The sequence below is a fragment of the Mesorhizobium sp. WSM4983 genome (assembly GCF_029625765.1).
Classification (GTDB): domain Bacteria; phylum Pseudomonadota; class Alphaproteobacteria; order Rhizobiales; family Rhizobiaceae; genus Mesorhizobium.
On sequence record NZ_JARTVM010000001.1, the window covers coordinates 720,013 to 733,345 of the forward strand.

Sequence of the window (13,333 nt, forward strand, 5' to 3'; positions counted from 1 at the left end):
ACAGGCGGTCATCGGCGCCTGAATTCCGCGGCGATAAAGCAGTCGCGAAAGTTCGAAATTACTCTTTCGGCGGCTCAGCCGGCACCGGAGCCGTGCCAAGTCCACTCACATTACGCGCTCTGATGCGCGGCTTGAAGGCACGGCCGGGTTCGGGCGCGCGGCGCAGCACCGGATGCACCACCGGCTCCTTGGCCTTGAAGGCAAATGATTTGATCAGCGCGAAATAATTCGGATAGACGTAGCCGTTGTTCATCCGCAGCCATTCTTCGCGGCGATCGCGAAACATCTTCGGCAGTCTGTACCAGGCGACGGTCGGGCTCTTGTGGTGCACGAAATGCAGGTTGTTGTTGAGGAACAGGAAGGAGAGCGGCGACCGCTCGACGATGATCGTGCGGCCCTCCGGGTGTTCCGACCACTGATGCTCGGCATAGGTGCGCACCGAAATCAGGGACTGGCCGAGCCACACCGGCCCCAGTATGTAGAGCCAGAGCGGGATGCCGAAGCCGAAGGTCACGATCGGCACGACCACTGCAAGTCCGACCGCATGCAGCAGCCAGGCTTTGCGGATCGCCTTGTCGCCGGCGGCCATCTGTCTGGCGTCTTCGAGGAAGAAGCCGATCGACGACAGCCAAGGTCCGAGAACGAAGCGGCCGACCATTGTGTTGTTGATCTTGAGCAGGACCTTCATCGCTGGCGGCATTTCCGCATGCATCCAGAGCCCCTGGTAATAGCTTTCCGGATCGTCGAGCGGGTCGGTCAGCCGCTCGTCGGCGTGGTGGCGAAGATGGATCGCCTTGAAACGGCGGAACGGCCAGACCAGCCCGATCGGCAGGATGACGAAGGCCTCGTTGATGTTGGCGTTGCGGGTCGGATGGCCATGCAGCACTTCGTGCATCAGCGAGGATTGCAGGGCCAGTATCAAGGCCAAGGCGACAAGGGCCAGCAGCGGATAGGAAGGCCAAAGCAGGAAGCCGGTGGCAAGCCAGGCGCCATAACAGAACAGTGTGAGGAATACTGTCGGCCATTCCACGGCCGGTGTGCTGCTATGTCTCTTGCGTATGCCAGTCATGCTATCGACCACTGCCTTCCAGTCGCCGGAACCACTTTGATTCCTGACAGCATTGTGTCAGGAGCCTGTCGTTGTCGCAACGCGACAAAGTGAACAATCTGTTGCGAATGCGCATTTTTAGCTGCAGATGTTATATATTGTAAACAGATTTGGGGATTCATTTGCGCCTGAGCACCTAACCAGCAGGCCTGGGCGCAATTTTTCCTCCACTGGAAAGGAGCGGCGTGATGGACAAGCGTGATCTGTCGACGGTCTTCCGAGAGCGCCTGAAATTGCTCTTGACACGCTCGGACTTGAACCAGTCGGCCTTCGCGAGCGCCGTCGGCATCGATCGTTCGGCGCTGTCGCAACTCCTGTCGGGCGCCTCGACGCGCCTGCCCCGCGCCGAGACGCTTCTCAACATTGCCGCCGAGTTCAAGGTATCGCTCGACTGGCTGCTGGGCCTTAGCCAGGACGAAGGCGTCACCGGCGAGATTCGCGAAAGCCTCGAGATCGAGGAGGCGCCGGACGGCTTTGACCGCACGCTACTTGCCAAATGGCACGCCGAGGCGGTCGGCACCAAGATCCGCTACGTGCCGGCGGGCATTCCGGACCTCCTGCGCACCGAGGCCCTTGTCGAATACGAGGCCGGCATTACCAACAAGAGCCGCGAGGCGCAGGCCGGCGAAACGCAATACCGCATCGACTACAACAGGCGGCCCGAGACCGACATGGAGGTCTGCATGCCGCGCCATACGCTGGAGATTTTCGCACGCGGGCTCGGCGTCTGGGACCGGTTCCCGGAAGCCGAGCGCCGCCGGCAATTGCTGCACATGGCAACGCTCCTCGACGACCTTTACCCGACCTTCCGCCTGTTCCTCTATGACGGCCGCATGCGCTATTCGATCCCTTATACGATCTTCGGGCCGTACCGCGCCGCAATCTATGTCGGCGATATGTATCTGGTGTTGAACGCCACCCAGCCGGTCCGTACCCTGACCAGCCACTTCGACAATCTGATCCGAGCCGCCGATGTCAACGCGCATGAGGCTGCGAGCTTCACGCAGAAACTGGCCGGCATCTCCTTCACCTCAGGCTCTGTCTGAACGCGGCCGCTATCGCAATGCTGGCATGCGGCGACCAACCTGGCCGACCGTCGTTTTAGGAAACTCACGCAAGAGCGGGCCTCATATTCGTTGACTAGATATAAAGACTTCTTTATATCGTTATTTGAATTCAGGATACGAAAGCCAGAGCCATGACCGCCACCAATCCGATCGACGCATTGCTTGCCGAAAAAGGCGTGCTGCTGGCCGACGGCGCCACCGGGACCAATTTATTCGCGATGGGACTTGAGGCCGGCGAAGCCCCCGAGCTGCTCAACGAGACGGCGCCCGACACCATCGCCGCGCTGCATCAGAATTTCGTCGATGCCGGCGCCGACATCATCCTGACCAATTCCTTCGGCGGCACCCGTCATCGGCTGAAGCTGCATCACGCTCAGGACCGCGTGCATGACTTGAACAAGCGCGCCGCCGAAATTGCCCGTTCGGTGTCCGACAAGGCAGGCCGCAAGGTGATCGTTGCCGGCTCCGTCGGCCCGACCGGCGAGCTTTTGGTGCCGCTCGGCGCTATGTCCTATGAGGAAGCGGTGGATGCCTTCGCCGAGCAGATCGAGGGCTTGAAGGCCGGCGGAGCCGAAGTCGCCTGGATCGAGACCATGTCGGCGCCGGATGAGATCCGCGCCGCGGCCGAAGCCGCGATCCGTGTCGGCCTGCCCTACACCTATACCGGTTCCTTCGATACGGCCGGCCGCACCATGATGGGGCTGTTGCCCAAGGATATCCACGGCGTTGCGGATGGACTATCGCAGGCTCCACTTGGGGTGGGCGCCAATTGCGGCGTCGGCGCAGCCGACATCCTGGCCTCGCTGCTCGACATGACCGACGCGAAGCCGGAAGCCACCGTGATCGTCAAGGGCAATTGCGGCATTCCGGAATTCCGCGGCAGCGAAATCCACTATTCCGGCACGCCGGAACTGATGGCCGACTATGTCCGGCTGGCAGTCGATGCCGGCGCCAAAATCGTCGGCGGCTGCTGCGGCACCTCGTTCGCTCACCTTGCCGCCATGCGCAAGGCGCTCGACGCGCACGCCAAGTCGGCGCGTCCGACGGTCGAGAGCATCGTCGAGCGCATCGGGCCGATGCGCAACAAGATAGCGAGCGCTGCCGAGGCAGGCGAAGGCCGTCGCGAACGCCGGCGCAGCCGGGCCTGAAGTTGGCCTGTTCTATTCGCTGTTTTCAGCGTAGCGCGACAGCGCCGTACCGAGATCGGTGGCGGCGCTGTTCTTGCTGTCTGCGCCCATCGTCATCAACGCGCCGGACGCGCGCGGGTCGCTGATCTGCTCCAGCATCACGCGAAAGCGGTCGTTGTTGAGCGCAGAGAGCGCCGTGTCGCGGGCGGCATCGACATTATTCCTGATCCGCGCGGATTCCGCCGACGGAGCGGACGGTGCTCGCGTCTGAAGATTGCCCGCAGTCGGCGTCACGTTCCCGGTGATATGCAATTCCAGCCCCTCACTTCTATCAGCTTTGACTAACAGGAGGGCATTGCGATCAAGTTCCGGAAAAGCCGCGCAATTTAACGATCAGCAAAAGCCGGCAGGTCCTCCGCCGGCTTTTTGTTCCATGGACGGCACCCGCCCTATCTGTTGGTGCCCAGCGACGAGGCTAGCCGCACCAGCGACAGGAATTCCGCCCTGTAGCCGAACGGATCAGCGCCGCGCGCGGCGTTGGCGATCTCCAGGATCCGGTCGTAGCCGAAATTCGCCGTCTGACCCGCGTCGCGCAGCTTCTGCCCGAAAGCCGCGACCGCGACCGAAAAGCGCTGGTCGACGCCGGCTTCATCGAAGGACGGCACCTCGTTGGCCGCGGTCACCGGTGTCGTGATCAGTTTCGAGACATTCTCGTTCGGCAGCTTGTAGCGGATTTTTACGAAGGCATATTCGCCCGCATTGGCAACGCCGCCATTGTCGACCTTCGCCTCGCCATAGCGCAACGGATCGACCTGCTCGGCGCCGCTTCCCTTGGGCGTGACCTCGTAGATCGCCGTCACCGAATGGCCGGAACCGATATCGCCGGCGTCGACGCGGTCATTGTTGAAATCCTCGCGCTTGAGCGCCCGCGTCTCATAGCCGACCAGCCGGTATTCCGAGACCTTGGCCGGGTTGAACTCGACTTGGATTTTCACATCCTTGGCAATGGTGAACAGCGTCGAGGACGCGTCCTCGACCAGCACCTTCTCGGCCTCGGCAAGCGTGTCGATATAGGCGGCCGTGCCATTGCCGTTCTGGGCGATGGTCTGCATCATCTGGTCGTTGAGATTTCCGCGGCCGAAGCCGAACACCGAGAGAAACACGCCGGTCTTGCGCTCCTTCTCGATCAACCGTTTGAGGTCGTCGTCATCGGTCTGGCCGACGTTGAAATCGCCGTCGGTGGCAAGCATCACGCGGTTGATGCCGTCCTTGACGAAAGACTGCTGCGCAAGTTTGTAGGCTTCCTTGATGCCTGCCTCGCCGGCGGTCGAACCGCCTGGCTCCAGATTGTCTATCGCTGCAAGAATCTTCTGCCTTTCCGCGGCCTTTGTCGGCATCAGCACCGTGCCGGCATTGCCGGCATAGGTGACGATGGAGACGGTGTCGTCGGCCTTGAGCTTGCTGACCAGCAACCGGAACGCCGACTTCAAGAGCGGCAGCTTGTCCGGCTCGTCCATCGAACCCGAAACATCGATCAGGAACACCAGGTTTGCCTTCGGCGCCTCGACCGGCTTCACGTCAAAACCCTTGATCGCAACATGCATCAGCTTGGTGCGCTCGTTCCAGGGCGTCGGCATGACGGTGACAGTCGAATTGAACGGCGTCGCGGCCGAGTCTGGCCCCTTCCAGTCATAAGGGAAGTAGTTGATCATCTCTTCGACCCGGACCGTGCCTGGGTCGGGCAGAATACCTTCCTTCAGCGAGCGGCGGACGAAGGAATAGGACGCCGTGTCGACATCGATCGAGAAGGTCGACACCGGATCCTGGGCAGCTTGGTGCACCGGATTGGTCTTGAAGGTCTCGATGCGGTCGCGGTTTTGCTCTTGCGGCTGCATTTGATCGGCCGGCATGGGCGCCGGCTGAACCATCGGCCCGAAACCAGCGACGGCGCCAGCCGGCATCTCTGCAGGCTGCATGGCGGTTGCCGGCGCCTGGGCATTCGCGCGTCCGCCGGCGGCCAGCTGGTCAACCTCCGCAGGTGCAGGCGGCGGCGCAGGCAGCGCCTGTGGTACTTGCTTGGCAAAGTCCTTCAACGCCCCGTATTCCTGCCTGGTCCGATTATCGGATCGGCTCAATTCAGTTTTCGGCGGCGATGCCGGTGCGACCTGCGCCTCGTCTTCGACACGCCTCTCGCTGTCGGCGCCAGTCTTCTTCTCCTTGGCAGGCGCGGCCGCCAGCGGCTCGCTGATCGCGGGCTGGTTCGGTATCGGCTTCTGCGCAACCGGCTTGTCGGCCACCGTTTCGGTGACCTTCCCGTTTGAAATAACGGGCGGCTGCTCCCTCAGCATCTCAAAAGCGGCATAGCCGGCGATAGGCAGCGCGACCAGCGCGGTCAGGGCCGGGGTGGCAATGAGTTTCCGTTGCATGATCTCTCTCCAGAGCCTTTGTGCTCGCTCCGTGAGACGAAGACCTGCCGGCGATCCTTGGGGGGCGATCGAAATTTTTTCGTTCAAGTCGAAGGCGTGCATCGCGGCGGCCAACGCACGCGTTTGCGCTTCGCTGTCCGGCGCCGGAACTGCCAGATTGCGCAGCCTTTCGAGTTCGTTGTCGTCGACCATGGTCACACTTCCCCGGCTGAGCGCATGAGCAGCTTCAGCCGTTTCTTCGCTTCATGGATGTGCCAGGAAACCGTCGCCTCCGAGATCGCCATCACCTCGGCCGCAGCCGCGTGGCTCAACCCTTCGCCATAGACGAGCAGCACCGCGTCGCGCTGCTTGTCCGGCAGCATGCGCACCGCCGCCCACAGCGCCTCGGCCGGGTCCTGGGCTTCCGCCGAGCCCTCCCCCGCGATCAGCGCATACGTGCCGAAGGCCTCGGTCTTGGCGCTGTCGCGGGCGCGCTTGCGCATCATGTCGCGCGAAGCGTTCAGTGTCATGGCGTAGAGCCAGGTCGTGAACGCGCCATTGCCCTGATAGTCGCGGATTGCCCGGCCGAGCCGCACGCAGACATCCTGGGCGATGTCTTCGGCATCGGCCTTGCGGCCGCACCAGCGATAGGCGGCGCGATAGACGAAGCCATAGTGCCTTTCGAGCAGTTTGCCGAAAGCCCCCCGGTCTCCGCCCCTCGCCCGCCCGATCAATTCGGCATCGGAGGCTTCGCTGTCGTCCAGCATCATCGCCGTCATTTGCCTGTTGGACGAAGGCTAATGGCGATTCCTTGGGGCGATGGAAAGATTTTTTTGCGGCAGCCTCCGCACCCTACCCCAAGGTTTCGGCGAACAGCGTGATCAGCCGCTTCCAATGGCGCTCGCCGCCCGCTTCGTCATAGACGCTGTGGTCCTTCACGCACCAGCCATGACCGACGCCGACATAGTTCTCGATCGTGTGGTCGACTTCGGCGACCCTGAGCGCCTCTGCCAGCCGGGCTGATTGCTCCGGCGGAAAGCTACGGTCCACGCCGGCGATCCCGACGTAGATGCGTGCCTTGATCGACGCCGCCTTCCGGTGCGGGCTGTCGGGCGCGTCGCTTGCCAGATTGCCGCCGTGGAAGCTGGCGGCGGCAGCAATGCGGTCGGGATAGGCCGCGGCGGCATTGAGAGCCCGCGCGCCGCCCATGCAATAGCCGACGACGCCGACCGGCCCGTCCAGGCCTTCGGCAGTGAGCGCATCGAGGAAGGCCGCGCTGTCGCGGATGGTCATCTCTTGCGTGGTGCCACCGCTCAGCGCCGTCAGTTGAGCCCTGGTCCTATCCTCAGCAAACGCAGTCTTCGGGTCGAACGGTCCATAGGGCACGCTGCGATAGAACAGATCGGGCACCAACACGGCGTAGCCATGCCCTGCGAGGCGTTCGGCCATCTGGTCGAGCGTCGGCCGCGGGCCAAAAATATCCATGTAGAGGATGACGCCGGCCCTGGCCGCCGCCGCCGGTCGGAACAGCCCGGCCTTGGCCTTCCCGTCCCGGGTTTCAATCTCGATCTCTTGCTTGGCCATGCTGCTCTCCGTCGTCTGTCCGCGCGATAGATATCCGGCTGGAGCGGCCCGGCAAGACAATCCCGGAGCCTGGCGTTCAAGATTTCGTGCGGTTGGCCTTCATCTTACAGCCGAACAAAGGCCGCCATATGAAAGGCCTGCACCTCTGGCGGATAGCGATAGTCCGCCCCGTAGGGACATGCATTTCGGTCGAGGCAGCCGCTCGTGCGGCACAGGCCGCCTCCGGGGCCGCGCACATGCCCAAGACAGGCTTCATGGGCAAAACCCTGTTCGGAATAGGCATCGATCGGGCAGGATTTCATGCAGGGTTTTTCGACGCATGTGTCGCAGAGATGAATCGGTTCTTGAGGTTCGGGGAGGAAAATCTCTTCCTCGAACAGCAGCGCGCCGCGATAGGCATGCCAGAGCCCATACTGCGGATGCATGAGGATGCCGAGCGGCGACGGCTTCAACCCTTCCGCCCGCATCGCCCATTGCTGGAACGGCAGATAGGGCCTGTCGGAGGGCGACACGGCGCGAGCGCCGAACGCTTGCGCCACCGCGCCGATCACCTCCCGCGACCAGGTGTCGAGCGGGTTGACGATCCCGCTGGCCCGCTGCCCAAGCCAGCGCTGGAAGTGCGGCCAGAGTGCGACGCCGGCCTGCCCGACCAGGAGGGCGGACTTGGCAGGCGCGCCTGAAAGCCCCGCAGGCGCCGTTTCATCACTGGCGAAGCGAAAGCCGCCCCGAAGGATCAGGCCGTGGGCGGCAAGCGCGGCCGCGGTCCCTTCGATCGTGCCGCGCGAAAAGATCATCCCTTCTTGTCCGGGTCGGAGAACGCGCTCCGCCAGACTTCCTTATGGATGATGTTGGCGACTTTAGCCCGGCCTGACTCGGGCTCCTTTCAAGTGAAGGCGTCGGCCATCGAGGCCTTCTTCCTGTCGATGAAATCCTTCAGTGCCTCGTCGATCGCCGGATCGAGATGCGGTGCTTCGTAGCTTTCCAGCCAGCGGCGGGCGAGCTCGTTGGCGCGCTGCGGCGCTGTCTTTTCGCCTTCGGCCAGCCACTGCTCGTAAGAATTGTTGTCGGCGATGTTGGAGCGGTAGAAGGCGGTCTGGAAATTCGCCTGCGTGTGGTCGCAGCCGAGATAGTGGCTGCCCGGACCGACCTGGCGGATGGCGTCCATCGCCTGGCCGTTCTCCGACAGGTCGACGCCCTCGGCGAATTTCTGAGTCATGCCGAGCTGGTCGATGTCCATCATGAATTTCTCGTAGCAGGACGCCAGTCCGCCCTCGAGCCAGCCGGCCGAATGCAGCACGAAGTTGGTGCCGGCAAGGATGGTCGAGTTCAGCGTGTTGGCGCTCTCATAGGCCGCCTGCGCATCCGGGACCTTCGAGGCGCAGAGCGAGCCGCCGGTGCGGAACGGCAGGCCTAGCCGGCGAGCGAGCTGCGCTGCGCCATAGGAGACCAGCGACGGTTCCGGCGTGCCGAAAGTCGGCGCGCCCGACTGCATCGAGATCGACGAAGCGAAAGTGCCGAACAGCACCGGCGCGCCGGGCCTGATCAGCTGCGTGAACGAGGCGCCGGCAAGCACCTCGGCCAGGATCTGCGTCAGCGTTCCGGCAACCGTCACCGGGCTCATCGCGCCGGCCAGGATGAACGGCGTGACAATGCAGGCCTGGTTGTGGCGCGAATAGACTTTCAGCGCACCGAGCATGGTCTCGTCGAACACCATCGGCGAGTTGGCGTTGATCAGGCTGGTCAGCACCGTGTTGTTCTCGACGAAATCCTCGCCGAACACGATCTTGGCCATCGCCACCGTGTCCTCGGCCCGCTCCGGCGCCGTCACCGAGCCCATGAACGGTTTGTCCGAATAGCGGATATGCGAATAGATCATGTCCAGATGGCGCTTATTGACCGGCACGTCGACCGGCTCGCATACCGTGCCGCCCGAATGGTGGATCGACGGCGCCATATAGGCGAGCTTCACGAAATTCTGGAAATCCTCAAGCGTTGCGTAGCGGCGGTTGCCGTCGAGGTCGCGCACGAAGGGCGGGCCGTAGACCGGCGCGAACACCGTTCCCTTGCCCCCGATCTGCACCGAACGCTCCGGATTGCGCGCATGCTGGGTGTAGATCGAAGGCGCGGTCTTGAGCAGCGAGCGGCAAAGCCCCTTGGGAAAATGCACGCGCTCGCCTTTCACATCGGCGCCGGCCTCTTTCCACAGCGCGAGCGCCTCGGCGTCGTCGCGGAAGATGATGCCGATCTCTTCCAGCACCGTGTCTGTGTTCTTCTCGATCAGCGCCAGGCCTTCCTCGTCGAGGACCTCGTAGACGTTGATCTTGCGCTTGATATAGGTGAGCTGGGTGCCCGGACCGCCGCCTGCGCGCGCCGCGCGCCTGGCCGCCGCGCCGCCGCTGGCGCCGCGTCCGCGTCGTCCGCCCGACGCTTCCTGCTCGACTGCCGCGTTATCGCTCATGATCGTTCTTCCTATAGATTTTAGATTTGGGCCTGAATTGGCTGGCGGCCGGTTCGCCGCCGCTTCTTTCCGGATCGTAGCCATGCACCCTATTGGAAACGGCCCGCCAGCGCCAACGCCTGTCGCAAAATCGACAAGAAAACCGCCAACTTTTCAGTCGCTTTCCTTTTGCGGGAAGTCGCAAATCAGCTATGGCTACCTTGCCCTCGCGGGTTAGGTATTGGCGCATCGATTTTTGAGCTGCAGCAAGCATTCCGAGCAGCAAGGAGCCCGAGGAAAAAATGTCCGACGACGAGATCATCCTTTCCGAGCTTTCCGACGAGGAACTCGTGCAGCAGATGCATGACGACCTTTATGACGGGCTGAAGGAAGAGATCGAGGAAGGCACGCATATCCTTCTTGAGCGCGGCTGGCAGCCCTACACGGTGCTGACCGAGGCGCTGGTCGAAGGCATGCGCATCGTCGGCGAAGATTTCCGCGACGGCATCCTGTTCGTGCCGGAAGTGCTGCTCTCGGCCAATGCCATGAAGGCCGGCATGGCCATCCTGCGCCCGCTGCTTGCCGCCACCGGCGCGCCCAAGCAGGGCAAGATGGTGATCGGCACCGTCAAGGGCGACATCCACGACATCGGCAAGAACCTCGTCGGCATGATGATGGAAGGCGCCGGCTTCGATGTCATCGACCTCGGCATCAACAATGCGGTCGAGAAATATCTGGAAGCGATCGAGCAGCATCAGCCTGACATCATCGGCATGTCGGCGCTGCTCACCACGACCATGCCCTATATGAAGGTCGTCATCGACACGATGAAGGAAAAGGGCATTCGCGACGATTACGTCGTGCTGGTCGGCGGTGCGCCGCTCAACGAGGAATTCGGCAAGGCCGTCGGCGCCGACGCTTATTGCCGCGATGCCGCGGTGGCGGTCGAGACCGCCAAGGACTTCATGAAGCGCAAGCACAACGTTCGCGCTTCCGCCTGATCCCAGGGCATCAGGATGGATCGAAAAAAGCCGCGCCTTGCAGCGCGGCTTTTTTGTTCCCAGATGATGATGAGGCTGAACGATCAGTTGGCGACAGTGTCTTTGACCGCCCTCGCCGTCGATTTGACGTCCTTGCCGACGCCTCGAATGGTGTTGGCGCAGGCGGTGAGTGCAAGCGCGCAGGCAAGGATGGCAATCGGCGCGATGCGTAGCAGTTTCATGGGTGTCTCCCTCAACAGATAATTAGCCCCGCAGCGAAAACCGGCTCGACTGGTTCATGGTCAAAACGCAAAAAACGAAACCGAATCAAACAGACAGGCTGCTCGTCATCGCCTGCGGGATGATTGCGCGCGAAGTTTTGGCCGTCAAGCAACAGCTAAAGCTCGATCACCTTGAGTTGACCTGCCTGCCGGCCGAGTTCCACTTCTATCCGGACCGCATCGCGCCGGCCATGGACAAGGCCATCGAAAAGGCCAAAGCGGAAGGCTACAACCACATCTTCGTCGGCTATGCCGATTGCGGCACCGGCGGCATGCTCGACCACGTGATCGAGAAGCATGGCGTGGAGCGCATGGCCGGCCCGCATTGCTTCGCCTTCTACCAGGGCATGGACGCCTATGCGAAGGTCGCCGACGGCGACATGATGTCGTTCTACATGACCGACTTCCTCTGTCGCCAATTCGACGCCTTCTTCATCAAGCCGCTCGGGCTCGACAGGCATCCCGAGCTTATCAAGGACTATTTCGGCAATTACGAGAAGCTGATCTATCTCGCGCAAACCGACGATCCGGATCTCGACAAGGTTGCCGAGAAAGCCGCCGCCATGCTCGGCCTCGCCTACGAGCGCCGCTCGACCGGCTATGGCGATCTGACGAGCGAACTGGCGCGGGCGGCAGCCAACGCTTGAGGATCGAGCAGGGCTGCTTCAACGGCGGCCAGCGGAACGGACGATCGGCTTGCAGACGAAGCCCCCTCGCCTCCGCTGGCAAGCCGGATGACAGCGGCCTGCGAACGGGTAAGTTGTGCCCCAAGCAGACCAAACAGCTATTCCAGCCACCGATTCGGGAAACGCCCATGATCCCTCGCCTGCTGCTTGCCGCCCTTTGCCTTATCGGCTTCGCCCTGCCCGCCTATGCCGACGGCGAGTTGCAGAAGCTGATCACCGCCGCAGACAAGGCGCGACTGGATAAATATGGCGAAACGCGCAAGGCGGCTCTCGAAGAGGCAAAGGCCGGCGATCCGGCTGAGGTCAAGCAACTCGATGCGCTGCTCGCCAAGCCGCTGGTCGCTTTCTCCGACAAGGATCTGACCGGCAACTGGAAATGTCGCACCATCAAGGCCGGCGGCTTGAGCCCGCTAGTTATCTATGGCTGGTTCAAGTGTAAGGTCACCGGGGACGGCTCGGGTTGGCGGCTGCAGAAGATCAGCGGCTCGCAGCGCACCACCGGTCGCTTCTTCGACGACGGTGAGAAGCGCGCCATCTATCTCGGCTCGTTTTCGGTCAATGACGAAAAGGCCAAGCCCTATGGCAGCGGCGCCGAAAGCGACCAAGTGGGCTATGCCTTCCGCAACAGTGCCACCGAGTGGCGCATCGAATTCCCCGCGCCCTATTATGAATCGAAGCTCGACATCATGGAATTCAAGCGCTGACTGAGCCCGAAAAGTTGCAGAGTTTTCGGACCAGGATCATGCGCGACCATTGGCTCACTAAGGGTTAACCCGCTCTCCCTAGCATGCGCCCGACTTTGAGAGCGGGTGCTTGCCATGGCAACGTCGGAATCCGGTCCGCGGCGGACTGTTGTCGTCACCGAAGGCGGTCCGCATATCTGGGCAATCGTTAACGCCATCGCCGATCGCGTCGGCCCTGTGAGTGTCATCCTCGAAACCCCTGAATCAAAAAAGCGTTTGCTGCTCGGCCGCGCCCGCCGCCAGGGCTGGATCTCGGCCATCGGCCAGCTCGGCACGATGGTGCTGACCAGGCTTGGCAAGCGGTTCTTGGCCGGCCATGCTGCACGGCTGATTGCCGAGGAAAAGCTCGAGACAGAACCTCGCCCGACCCAGACGATCATCCATGTGCCTTCCGCCAACGGTCCGGAATGCCTTCAGGCGATTGAGAAGATCGGGCCGGGCGTCGTGCTCCTCGCCGGCTGCCGGCTGCTGTCGAGGAATATGCTCGCGAAGATGCCTTGCCCGGTGCTCAACTATCACGCCGGCATTGCCCCGAAATATCGTGGCATGAATGGCGGCTACTGGGCGCTGGCCTCCGGTGATCGAGGGAATTTCGGCACCACTGTGCATCTGGTCGATGCCGGCGTCGACACCGGCGGAGTGCTGAAGCAGGCGCGCGGCAAGTCGAAACGCGGCGACACCATCGCCAGCTACGCGCTGCGGCAGGCGGCATTTTCCCGCGACATCTGCGTCCAGGCAGTGGCCGAGGCGCTGGCGGGAAAACTTACGACGATCGATCCCGGCCTGCCCTCGAAACAGTGGTTTCACCCGACGATTTGGTCCTACCTCTGGACCGGCCTGACGAAGCGCGTCTGGTAATCTGCCGGCGTCGGAAATTCAGCACTCGCTTTGCGTCATCGCCAGCGTCGCTTTTGA

14 protein-coding genes are annotated in these 13,333 nt (G+C 62.5%); 6 read left to right on the plus strand and 8 right to left on the minus strand.

The window, feature by feature from the left end; all coding sequences use genetic code 11:
* Positions 1-58: 58 nt before the first annotated feature.
* On the minus strand, positions 59-1,069 hold the full coding sequence (locus tag P9254_RS03655) for a fatty acid desaturase (protein ID WP_278053692.1): 1,011 nt from the start codon (positions 1,067-1,069) through the stop codon (positions 59-61).
* Between the two features lie 227 nt (positions 1,070-1,296).
* Between P9254_RS03655 and P9254_RS03660 the strand changes: the two genes are divergently transcribed.
* Both P9254_RS03660 and bmt read left to right on the plus strand, forming a co-directional pair.
* Positions 1,297-2,154 (plus strand): helix-turn-helix domain-containing protein, encoded by an 858-nt coding sequence (locus tag P9254_RS03660; protein WP_095778490.1) that lies wholly within the window; start codon positions 1,297-1,299, stop codon positions 2,152-2,154.
* A gap of 152 nt (positions 2,155-2,306) precedes the next feature.
* Complete coding sequence (gene bmt, locus P9254_RS03665; protein ID WP_278053691.1) at positions 2,307-3,323, plus strand: betaine--homocysteine S-methyltransferase; 1,017 nt, start codon at positions 2,307-2,309, stop codon at positions 3,321-3,323.
* Positions 3,324-3,335: 12 nt separating this feature from the next.
* On the opposite strand, the gene P9254_RS03670 is transcribed toward bmt, so the two are convergent.
* From P9254_RS03670 to P9254_RS03695, 6 genes are all read right to left on the minus strand, one after another.
* Positions 3,336-3,614, minus strand: coding sequence for a hypothetical protein (locus P9254_RS03670; protein ID WP_278053690.1), 279 nt, complete (start codon positions 3,612-3,614; stop codon positions 3,336-3,338).
* Positions 3,615-3,751: 137 nt separating this feature from the next.
* On the minus strand, positions 3,752-5,920 hold the full coding sequence (locus P9254_RS03675) for a vWA domain-containing protein (RefSeq protein ID WP_278053689.1): 2,169 nt from the start codon (positions 5,918-5,920) through the stop codon (positions 3,752-3,754).
* Between the two features lie 2 nt (positions 5,921-5,922).
* Positions 5,923-6,486: an RNA polymerase sigma factor gene (locus P9254_RS03680; RefSeq protein WP_067329326.1), complete on the minus strand. Its 564-nt coding sequence runs from the start codon at positions 6,484-6,486 to the stop codon at positions 5,923-5,925.
* 73 nt (positions 6,487-6,559) lie between these two features.
* On the minus strand, positions 6,560-7,291 hold the full coding sequence (locus P9254_RS03685; RefSeq protein ID WP_278053688.1) for a dienelactone hydrolase family protein: 732 nt from the start codon (positions 7,289-7,291) through the stop codon (positions 6,560-6,562).
* Positions 7,292-7,395: 104 nt separating this feature from the next.
* Positions 7,396-8,085: a hypothetical protein gene (locus P9254_RS03690; protein ID WP_067329320.1), complete on the minus strand. Its 690-nt coding sequence runs from the start codon at positions 8,083-8,085 to the stop codon at positions 7,396-7,398.
* A gap of 89 nt (positions 8,086-8,174) precedes the next feature.
* The gene (locus tag P9254_RS03695; protein ID WP_067329317.1) at positions 8,175-9,749 is read right to left on the minus strand and encodes a trimethylamine methyltransferase family protein; all 1,575 of its coding nucleotides are present in this window, start codon (positions 9,747-9,749) and stop codon (positions 8,175-8,177) included.
* A 281-nt stretch (positions 9,750-10,030) separates the two neighbouring features.
* Between P9254_RS03695 and P9254_RS03700 the strand changes: the two genes are divergently transcribed.
* Entirely contained in the window at positions 10,031-10,729 is a 699-nt protein-coding gene (locus P9254_RS03700) for a corrinoid protein (protein ID WP_066999684.1), read from the plus strand.
* 83 nt (positions 10,730-10,812) lie between these two features.
* On the opposite strand, the gene P9254_RS03705 is transcribed toward P9254_RS03700, so the two are convergent.
* Entirely contained in the window at positions 10,813-10,950 is a 138-nt protein-coding gene (locus P9254_RS03705; RefSeq protein WP_019858698.1) for an entericidin A/B family lipoprotein, read from the minus strand.
* 56 nt (positions 10,951-11,006) lie between these two features.
* Here P9254_RS03705 and P9254_RS03710 point away from each other — a divergent pair, with 56 nt between their 5' ends.
* From P9254_RS03710 to P9254_RS03720, 3 genes are all read left to right on the plus strand, one after another.
* Positions 11,007-11,636 (plus strand): DUF1638 domain-containing protein, encoded by a 630-nt coding sequence (locus P9254_RS03710; RefSeq protein WP_095825677.1) that lies wholly within the window; start codon positions 11,007-11,009, stop codon positions 11,634-11,636.
* A 167-nt stretch (positions 11,637-11,803) separates the two neighbouring features.
* Positions 11,804-12,379, plus strand: a complete 576-nt coding sequence (locus P9254_RS03715; RefSeq protein WP_095829808.1) for a DUF4893 domain-containing protein — start codon at positions 11,804-11,806, stop codon at positions 12,377-12,379.
* A gap of 114 nt (positions 12,380-12,493) precedes the next feature.
* Positions 12,494-13,276, plus strand: a complete 783-nt coding sequence (locus P9254_RS03720; protein WP_278053687.1) for a formyl transferase — start codon at positions 12,494-12,496, stop codon at positions 13,274-13,276.
* Positions 13,277-13,333 lie beyond the last annotated feature (57 nt).

Excerpts from the sequence above, each read along its gene's own strand:
- P9254_RS03710 (WP_095825677.1), top strand. The coding sequence starts at position 11,007 with ATGGTCAAAACGCAAAAAACGAAACCGAATCAAACAGACAGGCTGCTC.
- bmt (WP_278053691.1), top strand. The coding sequence starts at position 2,307 with ATGACCGCCACCAATCCGATCGACGCATTGCTTGCCGAAAAAGGCGTG.
- P9254_RS03660 (WP_095778490.1), top strand. The coding sequence starts at position 1,297 with ATGGACAAGCGTGATCTGTCGACGGTCTTCCGAGAGCGCCTGAAATTG.
- P9254_RS03695 (WP_067329317.1), bottom strand. The coding sequence starts at position 9,749 with ATGAGCGATAACGCGGCAGTCGAGCAGGAAGCGTCGGGCGGACGACGC.
- P9254_RS03715 (WP_095829808.1), top strand. The coding sequence starts at position 11,804 with ATGATCCCTCGCCTGCTGCTTGCCGCCCTTTGCCTTATCGGCTTCGCC.
- P9254_RS03690 (WP_067329320.1), bottom strand. The coding sequence starts at position 8,085 with ATGATCTTTTCGCGCGGCACGATCGAAGGGACCGCGGCCGCGCTTGCC.
- P9254_RS03675 (WP_278053689.1), bottom strand. The coding sequence starts at position 5,920 with ATGGTCGACGACAACGAACTCGAAAGGCTGCGCAATCTGGCAGTTCCG.
- P9254_RS03705 (WP_019858698.1), bottom strand. The coding sequence starts at position 10,950 with ATGAAACTGCTACGCATCGCGCCGATTGCCATCCTTGCCTGCGCGCTT.
- P9254_RS03680 (WP_067329326.1), bottom strand. The coding sequence starts at position 6,486 with ATGACGGCGATGATGCTGGACGACAGCGAAGCCTCCGATGCCGAATTG.
- P9254_RS03685 (WP_278053688.1), bottom strand. The coding sequence starts at position 7,291 with ATGGCCAAGCAAGAGATCGAGATTGAAACCCGGGACGGGAAGGCCAAG.
- P9254_RS03720 (WP_278053687.1), top strand. The coding sequence starts at position 12,494 with ATGGCAACGTCGGAATCCGGTCCGCGGCGGACTGTTGTCGTCACCGAA.
- P9254_RS03700 (WP_066999684.1), top strand. The coding sequence starts at position 10,031 with ATGTCCGACGACGAGATCATCCTTTCCGAGCTTTCCGACGAGGAACTC.
- P9254_RS03655 (WP_278053692.1), bottom strand. The coding sequence starts at position 1,069 with ATGACTGGCATACGCAAGAGACATAGCAGCACACCGGCCGTGGAATGG.